Annotated in this window: 22 protein-coding genes and 1 tRNA gene; 9 read left to right on the top strand and 14 right to left on the bottom strand. The window is 68.9% G+C overall.

The genetic code is table 11. The features are described 5' to 3' along the window. The first annotated feature begins 7 nt into the window (after positions 1-7). A complete protein-coding gene (locus FLX08_RS06605) occupies positions 8-1,306 on the top strand; it encodes an NAD(P)/FAD-dependent oxidoreductase (protein ID WP_142617296.1) in 1,299 nt (432 codons plus the stop codon). A 91-nt stretch (positions 1,307-1,397) separates the two neighbouring features. On the opposite strand, the gene FLX08_RS06610 is transcribed toward FLX08_RS06605, so the two are convergent. From FLX08_RS06610 to FLX08_RS06630, 5 genes are all read right to left on the bottom strand, one after another. Continuing rightward, positions 1,398-3,383, bottom strand: coding sequence for an ABC transporter ATP-binding protein (locus FLX08_RS06610; protein ID WP_142617297.1), 1,986 nt, complete (start codon positions 3,381-3,383; stop codon positions 1,398-1,400). Continuing rightward, entirely contained in the window at positions 3,380-5,113 is a 1,734-nt protein-coding gene (locus FLX08_RS06615; protein WP_142617298.1) for an ABC transporter ATP-binding protein, read from the bottom strand. Before FLX08_RS06615 ends, FLX08_RS06610 begins: the two co-directional genes overlap by 4 nt. Positions 5,114-5,426: 313 nt before the next feature. After that, entirely contained in the window at positions 5,427-5,621 is a 195-nt protein-coding gene (locus tag FLX08_RS06620) for a hypothetical protein (protein ID WP_030509495.1), read from the bottom strand. A gap of 7 nt (positions 5,622-5,628) precedes the next feature. Continuing rightward, complete coding sequence (locus tag FLX08_RS06625) at positions 5,629-6,477, bottom strand: hypothetical protein (protein WP_142617299.1); 849 nt, start codon at positions 6,475-6,477, stop codon at positions 5,629-5,631. After that, entirely contained in the window at positions 6,474-7,103 is a 630-nt protein-coding gene (locus FLX08_RS06630; RefSeq protein WP_208761289.1) for a hypothetical protein, read from the bottom strand. Before FLX08_RS06630 ends, FLX08_RS06625 begins: the two co-directional genes overlap by 4 nt. Before the next feature lie 119 nt (positions 7,104-7,222). On the opposite strand from FLX08_RS06630, the gene FLX08_RS06635 reads away from it, so the two are divergent. Beyond that, positions 7,223-7,558, top strand: coding sequence for a DUF6458 family protein (locus FLX08_RS06635; protein ID WP_142617300.1), 336 nt, complete (start codon positions 7,223-7,225; stop codon positions 7,556-7,558). Between the two features lie 9 nt (positions 7,559-7,567). Here FLX08_RS06635 and FLX08_RS06640 read toward each other — a convergent pair whose 3' ends face one another. Next, complete coding sequence (locus FLX08_RS06640) at positions 7,568-8,002, bottom strand: hypothetical protein (protein WP_142617301.1); 435 nt, start codon at positions 8,000-8,002, stop codon at positions 7,568-7,570. Positions 8,003-8,094: 92 nt separating this feature from the next. Here FLX08_RS06640 and FLX08_RS06645 point away from each other — a divergent pair. The 5 genes from FLX08_RS06645 to FLX08_RS06665 all read left to right on the top strand — a co-directional run bounded on the left by FLX08_RS06645 (position 8,095) and on the right by FLX08_RS06665 (position 15,517). Next, positions 8,095-8,168: transfer RNA gene (locus FLX08_RS06645), tRNA-Pro, on the top strand. A 412-nt stretch (positions 8,169-8,580) separates the two neighbouring features. Continuing rightward, complete coding sequence (locus FLX08_RS06650) at positions 8,581-9,369, top strand: DUF6461 domain-containing protein (protein WP_142617302.1); 789 nt, start codon at positions 8,581-8,583, stop codon at positions 9,367-9,369. 496 nt (positions 9,370-9,865) lie between these two features. Beyond that, positions 9,866-11,938, top strand: coding sequence for a tellurite resistance TerB family protein (locus tag FLX08_RS06655; protein WP_167530294.1), 2,073 nt, complete (start codon positions 9,866-9,868; stop codon positions 11,936-11,938). Next, positions 11,935-13,287: an ATP-binding protein gene (locus FLX08_RS06660; RefSeq protein ID WP_142617304.1), complete on the top strand. Its 1,353-nt coding sequence runs from the start codon at positions 11,935-11,937 to the stop codon at positions 13,285-13,287. The genes FLX08_RS06655 and FLX08_RS06660 overlap by 4 nt, the downstream gene beginning before the upstream one ends. Next, a complete protein-coding gene (locus FLX08_RS06665; protein ID WP_208761290.1) occupies positions 13,256-15,517 on the top strand; it encodes a DEAD/DEAH box helicase in 2,262 nt (753 codons plus the stop codon). The genes FLX08_RS06660 and FLX08_RS06665 overlap by 32 nt, the downstream gene beginning before the upstream one ends. A 118-nt stretch (positions 15,518-15,635) precedes the next feature. Here FLX08_RS06665 and FLX08_RS40440 read toward each other — a convergent pair whose 3' ends face one another. After that, entirely contained in the window at positions 15,636-15,800 is a 165-nt protein-coding gene (locus FLX08_RS40440) for a hypothetical protein (protein ID WP_167530295.1), read from the bottom strand. Between the two features lie 351 nt (positions 15,801-16,151). On the opposite strand from FLX08_RS40440, the gene FLX08_RS06670 reads away from it, so the two are divergent. Both FLX08_RS06670 and FLX08_RS06675 read left to right on the top strand, forming a co-directional pair. After that, the gene (locus tag FLX08_RS06670; protein WP_142617305.1) at positions 16,152-16,757 is read left to right on the top strand and encodes a hypothetical protein; all 606 of its coding nucleotides are present in this window, start codon (positions 16,152-16,154) and stop codon (positions 16,755-16,757) included. 154 nt (positions 16,758-16,911) lie between these two features. Then, positions 16,912-18,318: a PepSY-associated TM helix domain-containing protein gene (locus tag FLX08_RS06675; RefSeq protein WP_142617306.1), complete on the top strand. Its 1,407-nt coding sequence runs from the start codon at positions 16,912-16,914 to the stop codon at positions 18,316-18,318. Between the two features lie 195 nt (positions 18,319-18,513). Here FLX08_RS06675 and FLX08_RS40445 read toward each other — a convergent pair whose 3' ends face one another. The 7 genes from FLX08_RS40445 to FLX08_RS06705 form a co-directional block, all read right to left on the bottom strand. Then, positions 18,514-18,651 carry a hypothetical protein gene (locus FLX08_RS40445; RefSeq protein ID WP_167530296.1) on the bottom strand — a complete coding sequence of 46 codons (138 nt, stop codon included), beginning with the start codon at positions 18,649-18,651 and terminating at the stop codon, positions 18,514-18,516. Between the two features lie 545 nt (positions 18,652-19,196). Continuing rightward, positions 19,197-19,802 (bottom strand): superoxide dismutase, encoded by a 606-nt coding sequence (locus FLX08_RS06680; protein ID WP_142617307.1) that lies wholly within the window; start codon positions 19,800-19,802, stop codon positions 19,197-19,199. A gap of 153 nt (positions 19,803-19,955) precedes the next feature. After that, the gene (locus FLX08_RS06685; protein WP_142617308.1) at positions 19,956-20,618 is read right to left on the bottom strand and encodes an ABC transporter ATP-binding protein; all 663 of its coding nucleotides are present in this window, start codon (positions 20,616-20,618) and stop codon (positions 19,956-19,958) included. Then, entirely contained in the window at positions 20,605-21,552 is a 948-nt protein-coding gene (locus FLX08_RS06690; RefSeq protein WP_142617309.1) for an ABC transporter ATP-binding protein, read from the bottom strand. Before FLX08_RS06690 ends, FLX08_RS06685 begins: the two co-directional genes overlap by 14 nt. Further along, entirely contained in the window at positions 21,549-22,340 is a 792-nt protein-coding gene (locus FLX08_RS06695; RefSeq protein ID WP_244312456.1) for an ABC transporter permease, read from the bottom strand. The genes FLX08_RS06690 and FLX08_RS06695 overlap by 4 nt, the downstream gene beginning before the upstream one ends. 62 nt (positions 22,341-22,402) lie before the next feature. Next, positions 22,403-23,386 carry an ABC transporter permease gene (locus FLX08_RS06700; RefSeq protein WP_142617311.1) on the bottom strand — a complete coding sequence of 328 codons (984 nt, stop codon included), beginning with the start codon at positions 23,384-23,386 and terminating at the stop codon, positions 22,403-22,405. Further along, positions 23,383-24,987 (bottom strand): ABC transporter substrate-binding protein, encoded by a 1,605-nt coding sequence (locus FLX08_RS06705; RefSeq protein ID WP_142617312.1) that lies wholly within the window; start codon positions 24,985-24,987, stop codon positions 23,383-23,385. The genes FLX08_RS06700 and FLX08_RS06705 overlap by 4 nt, the downstream gene beginning before the upstream one ends. Positions 24,988-25,000: the final 13 nt, after the last annotated feature.

The raw sequence follows: 25,000 nt of genomic DNA on the forward strand, positions 1-25,000 counted from the left end.
GACAGCCATGGCTGTCCCACGGATTCTGATCGTCGGCGGCGGATACGTCGGCATGTACACAGCACTCCGCCTGCAGCGCAGGCTCCGCCGTGGCGAGGCGCTCGTGACCGTCGCGGACCTCGACTCCTACATGACCTACCAGCCCTTCCTGCCGGAGGCGGCCGCGGGGAACATCGAGGCGCGGCACGTCGTCGTCCCGCTCAGGCGGGTGCTGAAGCGGTGCCAGATCCTCAGCGGCCGGATCACCCAGGTGCGGCTGGGCGACCGCAAGGCGGAGTTCACCCCGCACGAGGGGCCCGGCCTCACCATCGACTACGACTACGTCGTCATCGCGCCGGGCTCGATCTCCCGGCTTCTGCCGGTGCCCGGCCTGGCCGAGCACGGCATCGGCTTCAAGACCATCGAAGAGGCCATCGCCCTGCGCAACCACGTGCTCGGCCGCCTCGACATCGCCGCGTCCACGCCGGACCCGGAGGTCCGCCGCAGGGCCCTCACCTTCGTCTTCGTCGGCGGCGGCTACGCCGGCGTGGAGGCGCTGGCCGAGCTGGAGGACATGGCGTCGGGCGCGATCGAATACTTCGCCGGGCTGCGCCGCGAGGACATGCGCTGGGTGCTGGTGGAGGCCACCGACCGCATCCTGCCCGAGGTGGGCCCGGACATGGGCAAGTGGACGGCCCTCCAGCTCCGCGAGCGGGGCATCGAGATCCGCATGAACACGCTGCTGAAGTCCGCGGAGAACTGCCACATCGTGCTGAGCGACGGCGACGAGTTCGACGCCGACACCCTGGTCTGGACGGCCGGCGTCAAGCCCAATCCGCTGGTCGCCGCGGGCGACCTGCCCCTGGAAAAGAAGGGCAGGATCAGAGTCGATGCCTGCCTGCGCGTGCACGGCACCGACTTCGCCTTCGCCGCGGGCGACTCCGCCGCCGTCCCCGACCTGACCCGGCCGGGCGAGTTCTGCCCGCCCAACGCCCAGCACGCCGTACGGCAGGCCAGGAGGCTGGCCGACAACCTCCTCGCGGCGCTGCGGGCGGAGGTGCAGCGGCCCTACCGGCACAAGTACGCGGGGTCGGTGGCGAGCCTGGGACTCTACAAGGGGGTCGCGCAGATCTACGGGCAGGAGCTTCGCGGCTTCCCCGCCTGGTTGATGCACCGCGCCTATCACCTGACGCGGATGCCGACGTTCAACAAGAAGACCCGGATCCTCATGGACTGGACGCTCGGGCTGTTCTTCCCCCGCGAGATCGTCTCGCTCGGGGCCATCGAGGAGCCGCGCAAGGAGTTCACGCTGTCCGCCCGCTCGTGAGCGCCGAACACTTCGGCGGCTGCCCTTCCGGGAAGGCGGCGTCACGGCGGCCCGCCGGGCCGGACCGGCGGCCCGGCGGGAATCGCGTCGATCACCCCACTTCGGCGGCGGGGGCGTCCTCACCGGTCAGGGCGCCGGCGAACTGCGCCGAATAGAGCCGGTGATAGGCCCCCCGGGCGGCGAGCAGCTCGTCGTGGGTGCCGTGCTCGACGATGCTCCCGGCCTCCATCACGAGGATGAGGTCGGCGTCGCGGATGGTGGACAGCCGGTGGGCGATGACGAAGCTGGTCCTGTCGCTGCGCAGCGCGGCCATCGCGTGCTGCACCAGGACCTCGGTGCGGGTGTCGACCGAGCTGGTCGCCTCGTCCAGGATGAGCAGCGACGGGTTGGCGAGGAACGCGCGGGCGATGGTCAGCAGCTGCTTCTCGCCGGCGCTGATGTTGCCGCCCTCCTCGTCGATCACCGTGTCGTACCCCTCGGGGAGGGTGCGGACGAACCGGTCGACGTACGTCGCCCGTGCCGCCGCCATGATCTCCTCGTCGGTCGCCCGGGGGTTGCCGTAGGCGATGTTGTCGCGGATCGTGCCGCCGAACAGCCAGGTGTCCTGGAGCACCATGCCGATCTGGGAGCGCAGGTCCTCGCGGCGCATCGCCGTGATGTCGACGCCGTCGAGGGTGATGCGGCCCGCGTCCAGCTCGTAGAAGCGCATGATCAGATTGACCAGCGTGGTCTTTCCCGCGCCGGTCGGGCCGACGATCGCGATCGTGTGCCCGGGCTCGGCCACCAGCGATAGGTCCTCGATGAGGGGCTGCTCGGGGTCGTACCTGAAGGACACGTGCTCGAATTCGACGCGCCCCCGCCGGGTCGCGGGCAGCACCGGGCCGGCCGGGTCGGGCTCCTGCTCCTCGGCGTCCAGCAACTCGAAGACCCGCTCGGCGGAGGCCACCCCCGACTGCAGCAGGTTGGCCATCGAGGCGACCTGGGTCAGCGGCTGGGTGAACTGCCGGGAGTACTGGATGAACGCCTGCACGTCGCCCAGGCTCATCGACCCGTTGGCCACCCGTACGGCGCCGACGACCGCGATGGCGACGTAGTTGAGGTTTCCGATGAACATCATCGCCGGCATGATGATCCCGGAGATGAACTGGGCGCCGAAGCTCGCCTTGTAAAGGGCCTCGTTGCGCTCCCGGAACACCTGCTCGACCTCCGGGCCCCGCCCGAAGACCTTCACCAGCTCGTGACCGGTGAACGCCTCCTCGATGTGGGCGTTCAGCGTGCCCGTGTGGGCCCACTGGGCGACGAACTGCTTCTGTGAACGCTTGGCGATCTGCCCGGTGACGATCATCGTGACCGGGATCGTCACCAGCGCGATCACCGCGAGCAGCGGCGAGATCACGAACATCATGACCACCACGCCGATCACGGTGAGCAGCGAGCTCAGCAGCTGGCTGAGCGTCTGCTGCAGGGTCTGCGACACGTTGTCGATGTCGTTGGTGACCCGGCTGAGCAGCTCGCCGCGCGGCTGGCCGTCGAAGAACTTCAGCGGCAGCCGGTGCAGTTTGTCCTCGACGTCGGCCCTGAGGCGGAACACCGTGCGCTGCGTCACGTCGTTGAGCAGCCGGCCCTGCAGCCACATGAACAGCGACGCCGCGACGTACAGCACCAGCACCCAGGCCAGGACGGTGCCCAGCGCGCCGAAGTCGACGCCCTGACCGGGGACGACGTCCATCCCCGCGAGCATGTCGGCGAAGTCGCCGTGACCCGAGGCGCGCAGGCCCTCCACGGCCTGCTCCTTGGTCGTCCCGGCGGGCAGCCGTCCGCCGATCACACCACTGAAGATCACGTCGGTCGCCCGGCCGAGCAGCTTCGGCCCGATGACGGAGAACACCACGCTGATCACGGCGAGGGCGATCACGGCCACGAGCCTCGGCCGTTCCGGGCTCAGCCGGCGCAGTAGCCGCCGGACGGAGGGGCCGAAGTTCATCGACTTCTCCGCCGGCATCTGCCCGCCGCCGAAGGGCCCGAAGCCGCCACCCCCGGGCCGGGGTCGTACGGGTGCCGTGGGCCGGTTGGTCATACCGCACTCCCCGCGGTCAGTTGGGACTCGACGATCTCGACGTACGTCGGGCAGGTGCCGAGCAGTTCGTCATGGGTGCCGATGCCGGCGATGACGCCGTCGTCCAGCACGACGATCTGGTCGGCGTCGGCGATGGTGGAGACCCGCTGGGCGACGATCACCACGGCGGCGCCGGCCGTGTGCGGGCGCAGCGCGGCGCGCAGCCTGGCGTCGGTGGCCAGGTCGAGCGCCGAGAACGAGTCGTCGAACAGGTAGATCTCCGGCTTGGCGACCAGCGCGCGGGCGATCGACAGGCGCTGGCGCTGCCCTCCGGACACGTTCGTGCCGCCCTGGGAGATCGGGGCCTGCAGGCCCTCGGGCATCGCCTCGACGAAGTCGCGGGCCTGGGCCACCTCCAGCGCCTCCCACAGCTCCTCGTCCGTGGCGTCCGGATTGCCATAGCGCAGGTTGCTCGCGACGGTGCCGGAGAACAGGTAGGGCTTCTGCGGCACCAGGCCGATGCGCGTCCAGAGCATCTGGGGATCGAGGTCGCGCACGTCGACGCCGTCGATCAGCACGGCGCCGGACGTCGCGTCGAACAGCCGGGGCACCAGCGAGACCAGCGTCGTCTTCCCCGACCCGGTGCTGCCGATGACGGCCGTGGTCTGCCCCGCGGCCACCCGGAAGGAGATGCCGGACAACACCGGCGCCTCCGCGCCCGGATAGCGGAAACCGACGTCGCGCAGCTCCAGCTCGCCCCGGCGGTCCACGTGGCGTACGGGATCGTCGGACGGGCGCACCGACGACTCGGTGTCCAGCACCTCGGTGATGCGCTCCGCGCAGACCGCGGCGCGCGGGATCATGATCGAGATGAAGGTGGCCATCATCATCGACATGAGGATCTGCATCAGATACATGAGGAACGCGGTGAGGGCGCCCACCTGCATCTCGCCGCTGTCCACCCGGGCGGCGCCGAACCACAGCACGGCGACGCTGGAGGCGTTCAGGATCAGCATCACGGTGGGGAAGATGAGCGCGGTCAGCCGCCCGACGCGCAGCGCCGTGCCGGTCAGCTCGTCGTTGGCCGTGGCGAACCGGCGGGCCTCCTCACGCTCCCGCACGAACGCCCGCACCACGCGGATGCCGGAAAGCTGCTCGCGGAGCACCTGGTTCACCACGTCGATTCGGCTCTGCATGGCGCGGAACTGCGGGACCATGCGGAAGACGATCAGCCCGATCGAGACCAGCAGCACAGGGACGCAGACCAGCATGAGCCACGACAGCCCGACGTCCTGACGCAGGGCCATGATGATGCCGCCGACCCCCATGATGGGCGCGGCGACCAGCATCGTGCAGGTCATCACCACGAGCATCTGGATCTGCTGCACGTCGTTGGTGTTGCGGGTGATCAGCGAGGGAGCCCCGAACTGGGTGACCTCCCGCTGGGAGAAGCCGCTCACGCGGTGGAAGACCGCCGACCGGACATCCCGGCCGAACCCCGCCGCGACCCGCGCGCCGTAATAGACCGCCGCGATCGAGCAGGCGATCTGCACGAGGGACACGGTCAGCATCCAGCCGCCGGTGGCCAGGATGTAGCCGGTGTCGCCCGTGGCCACCCCCTGGTCGATGATGTCGGCGTTCAGGCTCGGCAGGTAGAGGGAGGCGATGGTGCCGACGAGCTGGAACAGCACCACCGCCGCGAGCGCGGGGGAGTAGGGCCGCAGGAACGTGCGGAGCAGACGGCTCAGCACGGCGGTGGTCCAGGAAAGCGTCGCGGGAAGGGCAAAATCATGCCGAACACGCTATATGAGCAGCTAGCTCACCCACGCCTGGTTTTCGGCACGAGCGAACAGGGACGGCGTTCGCCGGTTTCACGGATCCGAGGACGTTCACGGGCCGTCAGACGGGGGCGGGAGCGGGGCTCTTTACGGCTGCGGTTTTTAGGGCTCTGCGGTTTTACGGCTCTGGGGGTTCTACGGCTCTAGGGTTTTACGGCTCCGCGGTCTCGCGAGTTCACCCGCGAGACCGCTTCGCGTTTTCAGGTTGTGGGGGACGACGCGAGGGTCAGCGACGGACGCGTCCGCCCCGCCAGCCGCCGCGCCAGGAGTTCACCCCGGCGGTGCCGACGCCGGCCTGGTGCAGGGACAGCAGGCACAGGCCGAGGGCGAGCAGCGCGGTCAGGCCGATGCCGATGCTCGCGTTGAGAAGATCGAGGAGGAAGGCGATCCCGAAGACGACCGCCGCGGCGATGGCGAGCATTGTTACCTCACTTCCGGTTCAGATGGGCAAGTAACGCGTGGTACTCGTGCAGGGCCAGGCGCAGCGCCTCGGTGTCGCCCCGCTCGTCGTCCTTCCACTGGTCGAGCACCGCCTGACGGCGGCTGGTGAGGGCCGACAGGGCCTCCTCCACCAGTGCGTCCGCCTGCTCGACCGACTGACGGGGATCGTCGACGAAGCCCGTCTTGATCTCACGCCACCGGCTGTCGAACGTCTCGTCGTCGTCGTCGTTGTCGGCGAGGGCGGCGGTGGTGGTGGGGTAGGCCACCGGGCCGTCCACCCTGTCGTCGGTGGTCGTGCCGGTGGTCGTGCCGGTGGTCGTGCCGGTGGTGGTGCCGGTGGTGGTGCCGGTGGTGGCGGTGGTGGCGCTGCCGTCCGTGTCGCGGTCCCCGCGGTCCGCGGGGTCGCCGTGGGTGCCGTATGTGCCGGTCGCGACGTCGCCGGATCGCTCGGTGAGGGACTCGGTGGGGTCGTCCGCGCGGCCGCCCGCGACGAGGCGGTCGTCGTCCGCCGTGTGCCTGCCGCCGGTCTCGGGCGACGTGAGGACGTCGTCGCCCGCCTGGCCGTACGGCTCCCGGAAGCGAGACCCGTCGCCGTCCGCGTCTGCCGCGCCATCGGTGCCGACTGTGCCATTCGTGTGCGCCGAGCCGCCCGGGTAGCCGGGGGCGTACGCGTCGCCGGGGGAGTAGACCGGGCCGGGACCCTCGTGCTCGTCGCGTCCGGCGTCCGCGACGGCCTTCTCCCTGCGCGCCTCCTCCTCGAGGGGTTCCGGGGTTTCGGGAGTCGGCCGCTCGGTGATGTCGTCGCGCTCGTCGTGCCTGTTCGTCCGCATGGTCATCGCTCCGCCTTCCGTACATCCGCGTGGTGGCCGTTCACTGGGGCGCCGTCGTAGCCGTCCGTGGCGTCGTCGTGGTCGTTCGGGGGAACGTCGGCGCCGTCGCCGAGAAGCTCCTGGAACAGGGCGCGATAGTGGACCATCGCCTGGCGGAGCTCCTCGGTGGTGGCCTCCTGCCGGGCGGCGCGGCTGCTGACGTCGTGGGCCTTGCGGTAGTGGTCGAGCGTGGCGGCGTGGGCCACCGACAGGTCGCTCAGACGCTGCTCGAACTCGTCCGTGGGATAGCCGCGCTCGGCCATCACCGCGGTGACAAGCGCGTCCGCCTCGGTCACGGCGAAGCCGGGAGCGTCCACGAACCGCTCCTGCACCTCGGTCCACTTCCTCGCGTACTGCTCCCGGGTCTGCCGGTCGAGCGGGCGAATGTCCAGCGTGGCGTGGCGCTCCTCGCGGGCGAGCAGTTCCTGCTCGGCCTCTTTACGGCTGTCGCTCTCCCGCACCGCCCGTTCGTACTCGGGCCCGAAACGGTCCTGCAGGTGGCGCCGGCGGTTGCGGGCCGACATCAGGTAGCCGACTGCCAGGATCACCAGCACGGCGACGATCACGACGGCCACCCATGCTACGGCGGTCATTTCTGCCTCCAGGGGTGATTGCGTTGTTCATCCGCACTGCCCGGGAATGCGGCCTTCACGCCTTGCGTAATCGCGGATTCTGGGGGTAAAGGGCCGTTTGACCAGCAGAGGAGGTAGCCATGGGCTTCGGGGCCAGTCTCGCCTTCATCGCGGTCGGCGCGGTTCTCGCGTTCGCCGTCAAATGGGACGTTCCTGGAATCGACCTTCAAATGATCGGCTGGATTCTCATGGCCGTGGGGGTCGTCGGCATGGTGCTGACGGGCCGTTACACCCGCCGTCCACGGACGGAGGAGATGGTGGAGACCATCGAGCCGGACACGATGTACACCGTGGACCCGGCGGCCGAGCCGCACGTCCACGTCCAGGAGACCCAGTCGCACACCGTCGTCCACCCGGGCGAGCGCCATGTGCACGTACGCGAGGAGACCACGCCCCTGCCCCGCGACGATGTGTGAGCCGTACGGTCAGGGCGTGGTGCCTGCCGCGTCCGTGGCTTCGCGGGCCTCGGCGAGAACCCGGGCGATGTGCGAGTCGTTCCCTGCGGGCACCTCGTGGAAGCCCCGCTCCGGGTCGTAGGCGATGTCGAGCCCGTTGTCGACCAGCCGGTTCGCCCACCGCAGGGCGGTGTTGAGCCTTTCCTTGGGGATCGGGCGACCCTGGGCGGCGGCGGAGAGGCTCCGCAGATTGGTGGCGGGGCCGCTCTGGCTGTGCTCGCGCCGGAGCTTCCACGGCAGAGCGCGGCTGTGGTCCGTCATCGGCTTGGACAGGCCGGCGGCCCGCTTCGCCTGGAGGACGCCCGACTCCGTGACACCGAAGTGCTCGGCCAGACGGGCATTGGTCCACCCTTCGGCCGTCAGCCGGACGAGTTCTTCCTGGTCGATGCGCGCCTTCCGCCCCATGATCGCCAGCCTAGGCCCACCGGCGCGGTTCGTGTACGCACGAGGGCGGAATCTGCGCTAAGGTTTGGGTGTGCCCAGGGAGACCAGGGCAACGGGACGTAGCGCAGTTTGGCAGCGCACTTGACTGGGGGTCAAGGGGTCGTGGGTTCAAATCCCGCCGTCCCGACACTGTTGTAGCAGGTCAGAGCCACAGTTCCCAAGATCGGGGATTGTGGCTTTTCTGTTGTGTCACCCAGGTGTCATCAAGAGTCGCCCTCCCGGACCGTGCCGCCCGGTGACAGATGTATGTCCGGCGTGTCACCGCATTCGCCGGTCCTCTGGCCGGGGGAGCGCCTCGTGTTCAAACGGACTGAGAGATCTACACCGTAAAGGACCCCGCTTCTGAGCGGTACGAACTTGATCGACAACGCATCCGCAGCGGGAAGCCATCGCAGACGCCCGTAGCTGCCGTGGCGACCTTCCGGCTACGGCTTGGTGACCGTCGTTCGCCACACAGACGCTGGGGACGCGGAAGCTACGAACCGCGGCTGGGGGAGCAGTGCGTTGTCGCCTGTAGCGGGCATCGGTAGGTTCCGATCATGTCCGACGCCGACTTCACTCCGCTCCGTGTCACCCAGGTGGCGTACGGGCGTGACATCGACTTGGCGATCCGGGAGTGGGCGCGGGCCAATGGACACCCGGTCAGCGATCGCGGCCGGGTCGGTCACGGGCTCGTCGAGGCATTCTTCGCTGCCAACCCTGACGTGTATGAGCGGGCTGAGAAGACCGAGGCGGTGCATGCCGCCGCCCGCACGCCCGGTCCCTCGCCGGAGGACTATGCGTGGCAGGACGAGGGCCCGCTGGGACCGATCTACACGATCACCCTCGTCAGGGGAGTGGAGGAGTACGAGGTGCTGCGGCGGTTGGGCGCCGCCCCCGAACACATTCGCGTGATCGATGTGGATGAGTACCCCGACTCCAGCCGCACAGAGATCGTCGCGGTACGGCGGGCGGGAGACTGGACCATCATGATCGAGGAGTGCGGCTGGCTCGGCGTGCAACGCGAGGTCATCGGTGAGCTGTCCCGCGATGGCGGCGAGACCGTCGCGGTGATGCGACACGATTACGCCGCCAGGCACGACTTCGCCTACGCCCTCGACGGTGAGCTCGTCACCGGTTTCGATCCGAGCCGGCCAGGAACCCGCTGGGGCACCGCACCCGACCGGCTCAACCGGCATCTTCGCCAGCTCGGCATCGACCCGGCCACCGACGACTGGATCGACAACGCCATCCCGGCCGTCCTCGCGCTTGCCGGCCGAATCTCCGGCGTCGTGGTCACACCCGCGCACATCGAGCGTCCCGTTCTCGGTGCTGCATTCTTCCGTTGAAGCCGGCTCTGCCGCCTCGGTGCCCGGCTGATCCAAACCGGCGTAGAGGCCGGATGGTCAACTGCGAGTTCTCCGGGCCGGCTTGCAGCCGGACGATAGTCGGAGGTGCTTCCACTGGGGTCATGGGGACGGTTACGGAAGGCGTCGAATTGTCCCTTATCGTGATTTTATTCCTGCCCGTAATTGTGGTTCAAGTTGATAACGAGGTGATTGCTCGAACGGTAGGGCAAAGGCGTTCGGGGCTAGTGTTCACTGGTGCTTCTTGATCGCATCCACACGGCTTCTCGGTCTGCTGATCGTGCGTGTGATCGGAAGAGGTGAGCGCGTGGGATTCTTGGACCGTTTTCGGGGTGAGCCGGGCCGGCGTCGAGCGGCCGAGGGGCATCATCCGTCCGGGCCCGACGGTAGGCAGGCTGCAGCTCCCCGCCGCGCGGTAGTCCCTGCAGGAACGGGATATCCGCAGCAGCCGCAGTCGCCCCCGCCTCCGCCGCCTCCCGTGGGACCTTGGCTGCCGCCAGGCGTCGGGGTCGGCGTCGCGGGGCTGAACATTGTCGGCGGACTGCTGTATGTGGGCGCCGGTTTACCGTCGGTGTCGGGGCAGACGGTCGAACCGGCGTTGATCGACCCGCGACTGCCTGTCGACCTGCGCCGTCCGGATTGGACGGGACAGGGCCTGCGCTACTGGCCGTCCTATGCGTCGATTCCGCCGGATTCGCGTGCCGCCTATCTGTCCTGGCTCGCCGACGGACGGCGCTACCCGCATGTGCCCATCGGCTATGTGTTCCTCTACTTCTATGGCCTGGAACGACGGGCTCTGCACGACCTACGCCTGGATCGTTCCACTGTGGGGCACGAGTTGTCGATCATCCAGGCCGAGGTTCGCCGGCTTCTCCGGATCTACGGTGAGAACTCCTCCTTCCGGAGCTACGCCGGTGAGTTCGACCAAGTCCTCGACCTGCTGATCCTGGCGGGCCAGGACACGCTGCCCAGTGCCGGACATCCCCCTGAGCCTTCTCGCGAGGTGACGCCGCTCCGGCTGAGGGTGGGATTGGGGGAGTTCGCAGCGGAGGGACGACCAGTCCCCGCCGAGTGGGCGTTGGCCTGGATCCGCTCCCACCCCGACTACTACCCGCGTACTCCGGCAACGCGTTGCGCCGCTCAGTTCGATGCGCTGTTCCGGTCGCGGTACGCCGCGCGTCATCGAGCGGGGCTGGTGGTCCGGCCCGGACGCAAGGAAGTCTCCCTGGATTATCGGCCCGCCAGTGCCGGCTTCGGCGGGTATCCCCGGCTGACACTCCACGGCATCCCGGACGTGCTGACGCTGGCCGCGCCGACACGCAAGCTCGTGGCGTTGGCTGACGAGTGCACCACCGACTTGGATGCCTACAGCCGTTTCGTCGGACGCTTCCCGGACCGGCAGGCGAGTGTGCAGGCGCAAGCACTGCTTCCAGCGGAGTTGCTGGACCTTGAGTCGGGAGGTGCGGGCCGCGCCGTGACGTGGGCGCGGGACCGTCTCGGCGCGCAGGAGACCGCTCTCGTGCCGGCGGAGGAGTTCGCCGCACTGCTGGGCGCGCCTACGGCCAAGCCGGCGAAGAAAGACGTCGTCGCTTTGGCACAACTTCTGGGCAGCGTGAGGATCGGAGTCGAGCCTGATCCGCGGCTGGGCGGGCCGGTCCTGTCGAGCGGTCCCATGGTACTTTTCGCCGCTCCGGGCGTACCCACCGCGGCGTCCTCAGACGCCTACCGCGCCGCGACGATCCTGCTCCATCTGGCGGCGGCCGTGAGCGCCGCCGACGGGGAGACCTCGGAGGCGGAGCAGCGTCATCTCAGCGATCACCTCGAACGGGCCCTGCACCTGACGCAGGACGAACGCCGGCGCCTGCATGCGCACCTGCGCTGGCTCATCGCCACCGAGGTGAAGCTCACTGGCCTGACCCGGCGCCTGGCCGAGATCGACGAGAAACAGCGGGCCTACGTGGCGGAGTTCCTCACCGGGGTGGCCGCGGCCGACGGTCACATTTCTTCTGAAGAGGTCAAGACCCTCAGCCGTATCTACCGTCTGCTCGGGCTCGACCCTGCCATGGTGAAGTCTGTCCTGCCGGCGACCGCTCCCCCCACTCCAGCGGCCGGTCCAGTGGTCGTTCGTCAGGCCGGGCCGGAACCGGGCTTTGCAATTCCCCGCCCTGCCGACGTTCGAACTGCCCCGGCCGTCGTGCACCTCGACCACGGTGCCATCGCCGCCAAGCTTGAGGAGACGGCCAGGGTGGGGGCATTGCTGGGCTCGATCTTCGTTGAAGAGGAGCCGGCGCAGGTGCCCTCGCCGCCTCCGGTTGCCGATTCGGCCGCCGGACTGGACGGCCCGCATTCCGGCCTCTTACGCGGCCTCCCCAACGTGGAGCAGTTGTCTCGGGGGGAGTTCGAGGACCTCGCGGCGAAATGGAACCTGCTCCCCGATGGAGCACTCGATCGAGTCAACGAAGCCGCCTACGAGGTGGGCGGTGAGCCGTTGCTCGAAGGAGACGACCCGATCTGGGTCAATCGACACCTGCTGGGAGAGATGCTGACGTGACCACGACGATCTCGATTCGCCCCCGCGAGCGTGATGCTCTGCTCCAGTCGCTTCGGGCGGGCGTAGTCCCTCGGGTCGGCCAGCGGCATGTGCAGGTGGGCCGGGCTCCCGAGGTCCAGGCGTTGGTGACCGACATCGATAGAATCGCCGGTGGTGGTTCGGCCGTGCGTTTCGTCATCGGGGACTTCGGTGCGGGCAAGACCTTCTTCCTGCACCTGGTGCGGTCCATCGCGCTGGAGAAGAAACTGGTCACCGTTCACGCCGATCTCAACCCCGACCGCCGTCTGCACTCCACCGGCGGCCAGGCGCGCAGTCTCTATGCCGAGCTGATGCGCAACATGGCCACCAGAGCCAAGCCCGACGGCGGGGCACTTTCCGCAGTCGTCGAGAGGTTCGTCTCGACCGCACTGGCCGAGGCCCAGCAGACCGGTGTCAACCCCGGGCAGGTCATCCGTACGCGCCTTGCCCATCTGGCCGAGATGACCGGGGGGTACGACTTCGCCGAGGTTGTCGGCGCCTACTGGCGCGGGCACGACAGCGGTGACGAGCAACTGAAGGCCGCCGCGGTGCGCTGGCTGCGGGCCGAATACTCCACCAAGACCGAAGCCAGGTCCGCGCTCGGCGTCCGGACGATCATCGACGACGCGACCTTCCACGACCACCTCAAGCTGATGAGCCGGTTCGTCCGCCTGGCCGGATACGACGGCATGCTGGTGTGCCTGGATGAGATGGTCAACCTCTACAAGCTGGCCTCCACCCAGGCCCGCAACGCCAACTACGAGCAGATCCTGCGCATCCTCAACGACACACTGCAGGGGACGGCCGCGCACCTGGGCTTCGTCTTCGGCGGCACCCCCGAGTTCCTCACCGATTCCCGTCGCGGGCTCTACAGCTACGCCGCACTTCAGTCGCGACTGGCGGAGAACTCTTTTGCCAGGGACGGGCTGGTGGACTACTCCGGGCCGGTGCTCCGTCTTACCGCCTTGACCCCGGAGGACCTCTACGTCCTACTCACGAAGATCCGGCACGTCTACGCCTTCGGCGACCCGTCCCGCTATCTCGTCGCCGACGACGCGCTGCCCGCGTTCATGCACCACTGCTCCAGCCGCGTCGGTGACGCCTACTTCCGCACGCCACGAACGACGATCAAGGCATTCTGCGACCTGCTGGCCGTACTGGAGCAGAATCCTGGAGCGGACTGGCGGCGGATTCTCCCCTCGGTCGAGCTGGACCAGGAGAGCAACCCCGACCTGGCCCCGATTGAAGAAGACGAGGACCCCGCCCCGCGGCCATCGGTGACCCAGCCAGGAGCTTTCGGTGACGACGACCTCGCCTCCTTCCGGCTCTAGCGCCTTCCAGCTGCTCCACCCCAAGGTGCAACGGTGGATCTGGCAGCAGGACTGGCCCGAGCTACGCCCGGCCCAGGAGGCGGCGGCCGCTCCCGTTCTGGCGGGTGAGACAGACGTGCTCATCGCCGCGGCAACCGCCTCTGGGAAGACCGAGGCCGCGTTCCTGCCCGTCTGCTCGGCGCTGACCGCAGATCCACCGCAGATCGGCGGGTTCGCCGCGATATACATCAGTCCGCTCAAGGCGTTGATCAATGACCAGTACGGCAGGCTCGATGAGCTGTGCGAACACCTGGACATTCCGGTGGCACGCTGGCACGGCGACGTCGGTGCCAGCAGCAAAAGCAAGCTCCTCGAGCGGCCGCGGGGCATCCTCCTGATCACCCCCGAATCGCTGGAGGCGATGTTCGTCCTGCGCGGGTGGAAGATGCGCGACCTGGCCGGTGCCCTGCGCTACGTCGTCATCGACGAGATGCACTCGTTCATGGGCACCGAGCGCGGAGCACAACTGCAATCCCTCATGCACCGCCTCGACTTGGCCGCCCGTCGCCGCGTCCCACGAGTCGGGTTGTCGGCCACACTCGGCGACATGCGCGCGGCGGCGGACTTCCTCCGGCCCGGCAGCGGGGACAAGGTCACCGTGATCGTGTCGGACGCCGACGGTCAAGAGCTTCAGTTGCAGGTGCGCGGCTACGTCGAAACGCAGCCCAACCTCTCTGCCCTGGACAGAACCGCCGATGTGGACGCGGAGCAACAGACGGGAGAGGAGGACTCAGGGGACCGATCCGCCATCGCCGATCACCTGTTCACGGCGCTGCGCGGCTCCCACAATCTGATCTTCGCGAATTCCCGGGCTGCCGTGGAGGAGTTCACCGACCTGCTCACTCGTCGGTGTGACCAGGCGGGCGTGCCGAACGAGTTCGTCCCGCACCACGGGAACCTCTCCAAGGACATCCGCGAGCATGCCGAGTCCCGCCTCAAGGACCGGACCCAGCCGGTCACCGCCGTCTGCACCTCCACTTTGGAAATGGGCATCGACATCGGATCGGTCTCGTCGGTCGCCCAGGTGGGAGCGCCTCCGGGGGTCGCCGCCCTGCGTCAGCGCCTCGGCCGTTCCGGGCGACGCGGAGGGCCGGCGATCCTGCGGGTCTACATCCGCGAGCGTGAGCTGTCACCAACGCTGCACCCAGCCGAGGAACTTCGCGCTCAGCTCGTGCAGACCATCGCGACGATCGAGCTTCTGCTACAGCGCTGGTACGAACCCCCACACGGAACGGCGCTGCATCTGTCCACCCTGGTGCAGCAGACTCTCTCGCTGATCGCCCAACACGGCGGCATCACCCCGAACGACGCCTACCGAACGCTCTGCGGCCAGGGCCCTTTTCGGCTGGTCGACGCCGCGACCTTCGCCGCCCTGCTGCGCGACCTCGGCGAAGCGACGATCATCCGGCAGGAGACCGATGGCCTCCTTCTGCACGGTGACGCGGGGGAGAAGCTGGTCAACCATTACACCTTCTATGCCGCCTTCGCAGCTCCCACCGAATACCGCATCGTGCATGGGGGACGGGCTCTCGGAAGCCTGCCCATCGAACAGTCACTCCCCGAAGGTGCTCTGCTGATTTTCGCGGGCCGGCGTTGGCGAGTCCTCGCCATCGACGCGCGGGCAAAGGTCATCGAGGTCGCGCGAGCATCAGGCGGCCGCCCGCCACGCTTCACGGGAGCCGGCCCGGAGGTACACGACCGCATTCGGACCGAGATGCGGCGCGTTTACCAGGACAGCGCTGTTCCCATCTACCTGGATGCGACCGCCCAGCGCCTCTTGGAGGAGGGCCGCGCCGCCTACCGCCGCTTCGGCCTGGAAGCCCAGCCGATCCTGGCCTACGGAAACGACACCCTGCTCTTCCCGTTCTGCGGTGATGCGATCATGACGACGATCGCGCTCACCCTGCATACCAGGGGAGTCAGTGTGGAACGACAGGGGTTGGCACTGGCACTGTCCGGAGCATCGCCCCAGACCACCGCCGACCTGCTGAGAGAAATGAGCGAATCCGAGCTGCCCGCAGCGACCGAGCTGGCTCGGCTGATCCCCGACAAGAGAATCGACAAGTACGACGAATTGATCGGGGAGGAGCTCTTGGCCCGATCTTTCGCTGCCCGGCAGCTTGATGTTCCTGGTGCTCGAAACGTGATCAGCCGTCTCGCCGAGCAGAGCGCCCTCGCCTGTCTCTCGTAGCTCCAAACCGGTCCGTTGCTTCGTGAAGCATCCGGAAGCGGCGTCAGCGAGAGGGCGAAGCGACCGGCGGTGGGGGGTCGGGTGGGAAGGCGGAGGAGAGTTGGGGGGTGGTGTCGGCCTACTCGTACGGCTCGCTCGGTTCTGGGATTTCCGTCACCTGGATGGCGGTCATCTCCGGTGGCACGGTTCCGTTCGGGATCTTGCGGGACCTCGGCGGGACCCAGGTGGCGGTCACCTCGACCCAGGTGTCGTCGGGCGGCGGAGCGGCGCCGAGCACAGCCACCTTAGGGCGATGGCGTCGGCCGCGCAGCAGCTCATCCGCATGCGGGTGACGTACCAGCGGTCTTTCTTCTTCGGCCGTACGACGAAGCCGGTCGCAGGACCCTCTTGCCGGTCGAGAGCGGGACGTAGGAACCGGTCGTCCCCGGGGCTAAAAGCACCAGCCTCGCCCAGGCCAGCCTCGCCCGGCCGACGCTGGTGCCGAAGACCTGGCCATCGTCTGATCTACCCGTCTTGTGAGCGTTTCAGGAGTTCCTCCGGCTGATTCCGCAACCGCGGCAGGCTGTAGAGCCTGGCCAGGCCCCATATGAAGGAAATGGACACCCATATCCGACAGCGATCAAACATGTCAAGAATGGAAGGTATATGGGCGTTCTGGGACGATTGCGCTGTGCATGTCGGCGGATCGTCCCTGCGTGCGTTACGTGCCGCGGTGTTCGCGGCAGCGTGCGTGCTGGTCTCAGCCGCTCTGCACATGCTGGCCGGCGGGGCTCCCGTGCGCGGGGGAACCCTGGTCGCCGCAATGGCGCTGACCTGGCTGGGCGCGTTCCTCCTCGCAGGCCGTCAGCGGGGCCTGGGGGTCCTGCTGAGCGCTTCCTTCGGCGCGCAGTACGGGATGCACCATCTATTCACTCTCGGCGCCGCGCACGCGTCGCCGTCGCCGTGGACGGGTGAGCACGGCACCGGTTTGGGAATGCTGCTGATCCATGCCGCGCTGGCGGTCTTGTCCGCCTGGGTGCTGGAACACGGTGAGTCGGCCCTGGCGATGATCGTGCATCTGGCCGTCACGCCGGTGCGAGGACTGCGGGCCGTGTTGCGCGTCCTCGCGAGTGCGCTGGTCGACATCGCCGCACCCTCTCCCCGCCCCGTGGTGGAACCTCTCCTCCGGGTCCCTCGTCGTTCCGACTTCGTCGTGGTGGTCGCTCGGCGCGGTCCGCCTCTGGCCGTCTCCGTTCTCTGATACGGGCTGCCGCCTGCCATTGGCGGCATCGGCTCGCCATGCCGTACGCCCGTTTTCGCCGCCCTGAACCGCGCTCAACGCGGTCCGCGGCGTAACCCCCCTACGCAGGTGACGCGTACCTGTCGGTGTGCGCTCGCCGTGAACGGAGAACCCCATGACTTCTACCGCTGATATTCAGCGTGCCGTCGATCCGGCCCGGCCTCCCCAGCCCAGGCGTGTGACCTGGGCGGTGCTGCGCCCGCTGGTGCTGCGCCTGCACTTCTATGCCGGAATCCTCATCGCCCCCTTCCTGCTCGTGGCCGCGACCACGGGCCTGCTGTACGCCGCCTCCTTCCAGATCGAGAACGTCGTCTACCGGCACGAGCTGACCGCGCCGGTGACTCAGACCACCGTCCCCCTGAGCGAGCAGGTCACTGCGGCGCGCCAGGCGCTCCCCGAAGGGAAGGTCACCGCGGTGCGGCCCGCGGCCGAGCCCGGCCTGACCACCCGGGTGCTGCTGGACGTGCCGAACCTGCCCGAAAGCACGCAGATGGCGGTCTTCGTCGACCCCGGCACCGGTCAGGTGCGCGGCACGCTGGAAAGCTACGGCGGCTCCGGCGCGCTGCCCGTACGCGCCTGGATCTCCGACCTGCACCGTCGCCTCCACCTGGGAGAGCCCGGGCGGATCTACAGCGAGCTGGCCGCCAGCTGGCTGTGGGTCGTCGCCCTCGGCGGGCTGGCGCTGTGGCTGAGCAGGCGTCGCCGCAACGGCCGCCGCCTCCGTGGCCTGCTCACTCCCGACCGCGCCGCCACTGGGCTACGCCGCACGCTGTCCTGGCACGGCTCGGTGGGCTTGTGGGCCGTGCTGGGCGTGCTGTTCCTGTCCGCCACCGGCCTGACCTGGTCGAAGTACGCCGGAGAGAACATCGGCGAGCTGCGCACGAGGTTCGGCTGGGCGACTCCGTCGATCAACACCGATCTCGGTGAGCACGCCGGGCACACGGGACACGCCGGGCACGCCGCGAGCGGCGGCCAGGCCGGCGACACCGCGGACGTGGGAATCGACAAGATCGCGCAGGCGGCGGCCAGCTGGCGGCTGTCCGGCCCGCTGGAGATCGTCCCGCCGGCCGAGCCCGGGGCCGCGTACGTGGTCAAGGAGATCCGCAAGACCGCTCCCACGCGACTGGACCAGCTGGCGTTCGACCCGGTGACCGGGCAGTTCGTGGGCGAGTTGCGGTTCGCCGACTACCCGCTGGCCGCCAAGCTCACCGAGTGGGGCATCGACGCGCACATGGGGCTGCTGTTCGGCCTGGCCAACCAGATCGTCCTGGCCGCGATCGCAATCGGGCTCATCACCCTGATCGTGCTGGGCTACCGGATGTGGTGGCGGCGCCGTCCGACCCGCGGATTCGGCCGGCCCTACCCCCGCGGCGGTTGGCGGGCGGTGCACTGGGGAGTCCTGGCGCCGCTGGCCCTGCTCGCCCTCGTCGTGGGGTACTTCCTGCCCCTGATGGGCATCTCCCTGGCCGCGTTCCTGGTGATTGACACCCTACTCGGGCTCCGTTCCAGGGTCGCCGGCTAGGCGCATGGCTTGTGCAGCCGGAGCCCGGATCCGCGAGAATTCGGGCTCCGGCCACATCACCCGCCGAGTGGTGAACAGTGGGCGTGTGTGGACATGACCGTGATGCGCGTACGGCGGGGAGGGCACGGTTACGGAGCCTGGGGCCTGTAGTAGCGGGCCCGGCTCTCGCGGTTCGTCGCGGGCTCCCTTCGCGCCTCAGGCGGCGAACAGGAGAAGCAGGCCCACGACGGTGTAGACCACCATCAGCACGAGCAGGGGGATCTGGCCGAGGACGGCGGTCCGGCGGGGGGACGGGGCCAGCGCGCGGTCGTGTGCCAGGACGGTGCCCAGCACGTGGCCGATGACGATGACCGTGACCTGGAGGGTGGCGACTCCGGCGGGGGTGGTGCCGAGCGCCTGGGTGGTTCACCCGGCGGTGCCGAGCCAGTTCGCGCCGGTGTCCAGCGGGTCGGACAGCAGGGCGATGGTCCGCTGCCCATCCAGGAGGAACTCGGTGGCATCGGCCGGAGGTGCGGCACCCTCCGCTACCCCGGTGACCGTGGCGGACAGCCCGATCAGGAGACTGGCATGCCGGGCTGGATCTGGGCGGTCGTGGCCGCGCTCGCTGTTCTCGAAGTGGCCGCCGTCCTGCTGGACGTGGCAGGAAACCGTCGACGCCGCCGCTCCCGGACAGCTCGGAGGACCCCGGATCAGGACCGGAGAACGGTGAGCGCGACTGACGGACGCGGCGCGAGAGTTTGAAGGAGGCTCGTTCGCGCCTCTCCGCATCAGGTTGTCGGGGCTGGGGAGAGAAGTCCCGGGCGGCGGCCCGTGGTTGGAACAGTGCTGCGGAAGGATCTCCTAGCACCACGGGCCGCCGCGGTCTTGGGCGGGAAGGTTCAGGCCACGCCTCGCGCGGCCTCAAAGCGGGAAGTCACGTCGGTCCAGTTGACCAGGCTCCAGAGCTTTTCGACGTAGTCCGGCCGGACGTTGCGATACTGCAGGTAGTAGGCGTGCTCCCAGGCATCGAAGACCAGGAGCGGGGTGGTGTTCATCCCGACGTTGCCGTGGTGGTCGTAGACCTGCTCGACGACGAGCCGGCGGGAAAGGGGCTCCCAGGCCAGAACTCCCCAGCCGGAGCCCTGCACCGTGCTGGTCGCGGTGGTCAGCTGCTTCTGGAACGCCTCGAAGGAGCCGAAGTGCTCGTCGATCGCGTCGCGCAGTGCCCCGTCGGGCCGGTCACCGCCGTCCGGTGAGAGGTTCTGCCAGAAGATCGTGTGCAGGACGTGCCCGGACAGGTTGAAGGCGTAGGTCTTCTCCAGGCCGACCAGTCCGCTGAAGTCGCCCTTGTCCCGGGCTTCGGCGAGGCGATCGAGGGTGTCGTTGGCGCCCTTGACGTAGGCGGCGTGATGCTTCGCGTGGTGCAACTCCAGGATCTCGCCCGTGATCGCCGGTTCGAGCGCGGCGTAGTCGTAGGGCAGGTCGGGCAGGGCGTACTGGCCCATCAGGTCCCTCCAAAAGCTTATTGCGAATCACTTGCAACTACATCTATCACGCAACACGAAGGTGTGAGTGTGATCGTCGAACTCGAACCTCCATCGGGGTGCAGGACCACGCTGCCGCTGTCCGCGTCGATCGCTGTGAGCGGATCGACGTCCTCAGGCGGCAGGAGCCATCTCGGACAGGTGACGGATGGATCCGCCGGACGGTCCGGTCCAGCGGATGAGCAATTCGTCGTCGTGGGTGATGGCCAGCACTCCGGCCCCCGATTCGAGGCGGTAGGCCTCCAGCCGTGCGACGAGATGGGCCTGGGTGGACGCGTCGAGCATGGTGGTCATCTCGTCGCAGATCACGTAGCGAGGGCGGAGGGTGAGGCTCCGGGCGACGCACGCCCGCTGGAGCTGACCGTCGGAGACCTCATGTGGGCGGCGGGAGAGCAGTTCGGGTGTCAGGCCCATCTCCTCGGCCAGTTCCCGCGCGTGCTCGATCGACCGGTGGGCGGCGCGGAGGGGTTCGGCGATAACGTCGAGCAGGGTGAAGCGGGGGTCGACGGCGAGCCGGGGCTGTTGGAATATCAGTGCGACCTGGCCGCGAAGCTCGCGTGGGACGCGGTGGCGCCAGCGGCGGACGTCCACTCCGTCGACGGTGAGCCTGCCCGCGGCGGGCTTCAGCAGCATGGCGAGCACGCGGGCGAGCGTGGACTTCCCGCAGCCGCTCGGCCCGGCGAGTCCGGTCACCTGTCCGGGCGATACCTCTATGCCGACGCCGCCCAGTACCCGTTGGCGGCCGTAGGAGACGACGACGCCCTCAGCGCGCAACATGGCTCTCCAGAGGGTGGTGGCAGGCCACCCGGTTGTCACCGAGGGGTGGCAGGGGCAGTCGTCCGCAGTCGTCGGTTGCCCTGGCGCAGCGCGGCCGGAAGGCGCACCCTTCGGGCAGATCGGTGAGCTCGGGCGGCTGGCCGGGAATCGCGGCGAAACGCCGGGAAGGCAGCGCGTCCAGCAGCCCTGCGGCGTACGGATGACGGGGCCCGGTGAAGAAGTCGGCTGCCGGTTCGAGGGACAGGATACGGCTGGCGTACATGACGGCGACGTGGTCGGCGACCTGCTGCGCTGCCCGCAGGTCGTGCGTGATGAGCAGGACGGCCCGGCCGTCGTCGGCGAGGCGGCGTAGCTCGGTCATGGTCGCCTCGACGAGGGGGCGGTCGAGGCCGCTGGTCGGCTCGTCGGCGATGATCAGCCACGGGTCGCCGGCGAGGGCGATCGCGTTGACCACACGCTGCGCCATCCCGCCGGAGAGCTGGTGGGGATAACGGTCGAGGTCAGATGGGCGCAGGCCTGCCCGCTCGGCCAGCGTGTCGGCGTGATCGGGGTTTCCTAGCTCGTGCAGGGCCTCGGTGAGCTGGGCGCGCGCTGTGCGGACCGGGGTGAGATGCGTGGCGGGACTCTGCGGGACGAGCCCGATGCGTCGGCCCCGCACGGTGCGTGCGAGGACCTTCTCCGGTGCCGCAATCAGGTTTACGGGGGGTGTGTCGCCGGACTCGAGCCAGGCGGCGCCCACGACCGAGGCGTTGCCGGGGAGCAGGCCCATAAGGGCGTGGGCCATCACGGATTTGCCGCAGCCGGATTCTCCGACGAGGGCGAGGCACTGACCGCGCCGCACCTCGAAGTGGGCGTCGGTGACGGCCCGCACGGTGGCGCCGGGTAGGTGGAAGCGAACCGACAGGCCCTCGACGCGGAGACGTGGTGGTTTCACAGCTGCAGCTCCGATCGCCAGCGCGGATTGGATCGGTCGCGCCAGTACTGGGCGAGCGCGGAGATCGCCAGGGTCGGCAGGAAGATGAACAGGCCGGGGAACAGCGAGGCCCACCAGTTGCCGGCGAGCAGGGACCGCGCACCGTCGTTGATCATGTTCCCGAGTGAGGCGAGATGGGCCGGCAGTCCCAGGCCGAGGAAGCTGAGCGCGGTCTCGTGCCAGATGGCGTGCGGGATCATCAGCACCGCGGCGAGCATGATGTGCGGTATCAGATGGGGCAGGAAATGGCGGCGCACGATCCGCAGCCGCCTCGATCCGCCGGAGATCGCGGCGTCGACGAACGGCCGGGCGCGCAGGGTCAGGACCTCGGAGCGCACGATCCTGGCCGCGGTCATCCAATGGGTGAGCGCGACCGATACGACGACGGCGGTGGTGCTCGGGGTGAACAGCGCGACGATGAAGATGCCGAACAGCAGGTGCGGCACGGAGTTGAAACCGTCGACGATCCTCATGATGAGCCGGTCCAGCGTCCCGCCGGCCGCTCCGGCGGCGAGCCCGGCCAACGTGCCGATCGTGACAGAGACGACGGCCGCGGCGAGACCGACGAGCACGGAGACGCGCAGGCCGTACACGGCGCGCAGCAGCACGTCGCGGCCCACCTCGTCGGTGCCGAACGGATGCCTGAGCGAGGGCGGCAGCGAGGCGGCGTGAAGGTCGACCAGTTGCTGGTCGAGCCTGGCGAACAGCGGCACGAGCACCACGGCGAGCAGGAGCAACACCAGCGTCACCGCGGCGCCGCGTGGGAAGCGGCGTCGGGAACGTGTGAGCCCACCCGCGACTCCTGTCGCCATCAGCTCACCCCCAGGACCCGCACCCGCGGGTCGGCGATCACGTACGCGGTGTCGGCGAGCAGGTTGCCGGCGACCACCGCAAGGGTCGCCAGCAGCGTGAGCGCGGCGAGCAGCGGGAAGTCCGCGGCGAGCGCCGCCTGCACGGACGCGGAGGCCACTCCGGGCCAGGAGAAGACGGTCTCGACGAGGATCGCCCCGGTGACGAGCTCGGGAACGCGGGCGCCCAGCAGGGTGATGAACGGCAGCAGCGCCGACCGGAGCGCGTGGCGGACGACGACCGTGCGTTCGCGCAGGCCACGGGCCCGGGCGCCGATGACGAAGTCCTCCCGCAAGGTCGTGATCAGCGACTCGCGGACGAACAGCACCAGCCATGAGGACTGCGAGAACGCCAGGACGGCCACCGGGAGGATCATGTGCCGGAGCACGTCGGCGGGCTCCACCGTCCCGGACGCCGCGTCGGTGAGGCCGCCGGGAGGCAGCCATCGCAGTCTCACGGCGAATATCCAGATCACGATGAGCGCGGTCCAGAACACCGGAGCCGCTTCGTTGGCATAGGCCGTGCCGCTGATCAACCGGTCGGCCCAGGAGTCACGACGCCAGGCCGCCAGCGACCCCAGCACGAGGCTTGCGGCCAGCATGACGACCATGGCGCAGCCGGCCGCGAGCAGGGTCCATCCCAGCCGTTCCCCGATCACCTCGGCGACGGGCCGGTGCATGCTCCGTGACTCCCCGAGATCGCCGCGGAGCAGGTTGCCGAGCCAGGTGAGGTACTGCTCGGCGAGTGGCCGGTCCAGACCCCAGTTGGCCCGTATCTGCCGGGCGATCTCCGGGCTCGTGGTCAGCGCCCGATCGCCGAGATACTGCCGCACCGGATCAAAGGGCGACGCCTTCGCCAGCACGAACATCCCCAGCGTGACGACCAGGAGCAGCGGCGCGGTGAACGCCAGCCTCCATGCCGCCATCCGTCCCAGGGCGCGCGTCATGCGGCGGGCTTCCACTCCGCCAGGGTGCGGAACAACCCGCCGGTGGCATGCTCGTGCGCTTCCACGGCCGGAGCGATGCCGGTCCACTTCCCGCGCACGACGTAGACGTGCTGGAGATAGACCAGGTAGGTCCAGACCTCGTCGTCGCGAATGCGCTGCTGCAAGGCGTCGTAGGTCTGCTTGCGCACGGTCGGGTCGGTCTCCGCCCGCCCCTTCTCCAGTAGGGCGTCGACGTCAGGCTCCTTGTAGTGGCCGGGATTGAAGAATCCCTGGCCGGAGAAGCTGGAGTGGAACATCTCGTAGTTGATGTAGTCGGGGTCGTACGGACTTCCGTAGCCCATGATGAGCGCGTCCTTGGCCATGCGGGGTTCGATGGCGTCCCAGTCCAGCCCTGCCAGCCGTACGTCGACACCGATCTTCTTGGCGTCCGAGGCGACAGCGAGGGCGAGATCCTTCCGCAGGGAATCGCCTGCGGGGTACATGAGCGTGAAGGAAGCGGGCGTTCCGTCCTTCACTCGGACGCCACCCGAGCCCGGCTTCCATCCCGCCTGGTCCAGAAGCCGGGCCGCCTGGTCGCGGTCGGGGGTGGGCGTGCCGTCCACGGCCGGGTTGTGCCAGGTGGTGCCGGGCGCCACGGGACCGAAGGCCGGCCGGCCGGCACCCGCGAGGATGGCCCCGACCATGGCCGAGCGGTCCAGCGCCAGGCTCAGCGCCTTGCGGATGGCCTTGTCGCCGGTGACCGGCGCGTCCAGGGGGAACATCACACCGCGGTAGTCCGCGCTCGGCACCTTGTAGACGGTCAGGCCGGCCTGGTCTTCGAAGCGGGCGGCCGCCTTGGGTGGCAACTCGGTGGCGTCGAACTCGCCCGCCGCCATCCGGGTGGCGCGCACGTTGTCGTCGGCCGAGTACGCCATGACCAGGCGTTTGATCGCCGGGGCGCCGCCCCAGTACGACTGGTTGGCCTCCAGGACGACCTTGTCGCCCGGGGTCCAGGACACGAACCGGTACGGTCCCGTTCCGACAGGCTTGGTGTTGAACGCGGCCTTGTCCAAGCTCTGGCCCTGCAGCAGACGCCGCGGCACGATGCCCAGCGTGGCGCGCTGCAGGATCGGCGCGTAGGGATGCTTGAGATGGAACACCACCGTGGCCGGATCGGGCGCTTCGACGGACTCGATCGCCGTGTAGTCACCCCGGATGCCGGAGTTGTTCTTCGGGTCCAGCACGGCCTGATAGGTGTAGGCCACGTCATCGCTGGTCAGAGGCGTGCCGTCGTGGAACCGCACACCCTGGCGGAGGGTGAAGGTCACGGTCGTGCCCTTGACGTCGGGCAACCGTTCGGCCAGCGCCGGCGCCAGCGTGAGATCCGCATTACGCCGGACCAGACCGTCGAACAGTAAGGACCCGCCATCAGGTTCATAGCCGAGCACCGGGTTCAGTGTGTCCGGCTCAGAAGCGAGACCGAGGACGAACGTGTCCCGCGTTCCCGGATTGCTCGACGAGGTGCCAGGTGACGATGGCGCCGTGCAGGAGGCGGACAGGCCGAGGATCGCCACCACGCCGAGCCGGGCGAGGGTGACAAACCGGGCACGGAGGATCTTCATGGGGCGAAGGTAA

Source organism: Microbispora hainanensis, assembly GCF_006874475.1.
GTDB classification, from domain to species: Bacteria; Actinomycetota; Actinomycetes; order Streptosporangiales; family Streptosporangiaceae; genus Microbispora; species Microbispora hainanensis.

Bases quoted from the DNA above. Each gene is read 5' to 3' on its own strand.
- FLX08_RS06605 (WP_142617296.1), top strand. From the start codon at position 8: ATGGCTGTCCCACGGATTCTGATCGTCGGCGGCGGATACGTCGGCATG.
- FLX08_RS06610 (WP_142617297.1), bottom strand. From the start codon at position 3,383: ATGACCAACCGGCCCACGGCACCCGTACGACCCCGGCCCGGGGGTGGC.
- FLX08_RS06620 (WP_030509495.1), bottom strand. From the start codon at position 5,621: ATGCTCGCCATCGCCGCGGCGGTCGTCTTCGGGATCGCCTTCCTCCTC.
- FLX08_RS06625 (WP_142617299.1), bottom strand. From the start codon at position 6,477: ATGACCATGCGGACGAACAGGCACGACGAGCGCGACGACATCACCGAG.
- FLX08_RS06630 (WP_208761289.1), bottom strand. From the start codon at position 7,103: ATGACCGCCGTAGCATGGGTGGCCGTCGTGATCGTCGCCGTGCTGGTG.
- FLX08_RS06635 (WP_142617300.1), top strand. From the start codon at position 7,223: ATGGGCTTCGGGGCCAGTCTCGCCTTCATCGCGGTCGGCGCGGTTCTC.
- FLX08_RS06640 (WP_142617301.1), bottom strand. From the start codon at position 8,002: ATGGGGCGGAAGGCGCGCATCGACCAGGAAGAACTCGTCCGGCTGACG.
- FLX08_RS06650 (WP_142617302.1), top strand. From the start codon at position 8,581: ATGTCCGACGCCGACTTCACTCCGCTCCGTGTCACCCAGGTGGCGTAC.
- FLX08_RS06670 (WP_142617305.1), top strand. From the start codon at position 16,152: ATGGAAGGTATATGGGCGTTCTGGGACGATTGCGCTGTGCATGTCGGC.
- FLX08_RS06675 (WP_142617306.1), top strand. From the start codon at position 16,912: ATGACTTCTACCGCTGATATTCAGCGTGCCGTCGATCCGGCCCGGCCT.
- FLX08_RS06680 (WP_142617307.1), bottom strand. From the start codon at position 19,802: ATGGGCCAGTACGCCCTGCCCGACCTGCCCTACGACTACGCCGCGCTC.
- FLX08_RS06685 (WP_142617308.1), bottom strand. From the start codon at position 20,618: ATGTTGCGCGCTGAGGGCGTCGTCGTCTCCTACGGCCGCCAACGGGTA.
- FLX08_RS06700 (WP_142617311.1), bottom strand. From the start codon at position 23,386: ATGACGCGCGCCCTGGGACGGATGGCGGCATGGAGGCTGGCGTTCACC.
- FLX08_RS06705 (WP_142617312.1), bottom strand. From the start codon at position 24,987: ATGAAGATCCTCCGTGCCCGGTTTGTCACCCTCGCCCGGCTCGGCGTG.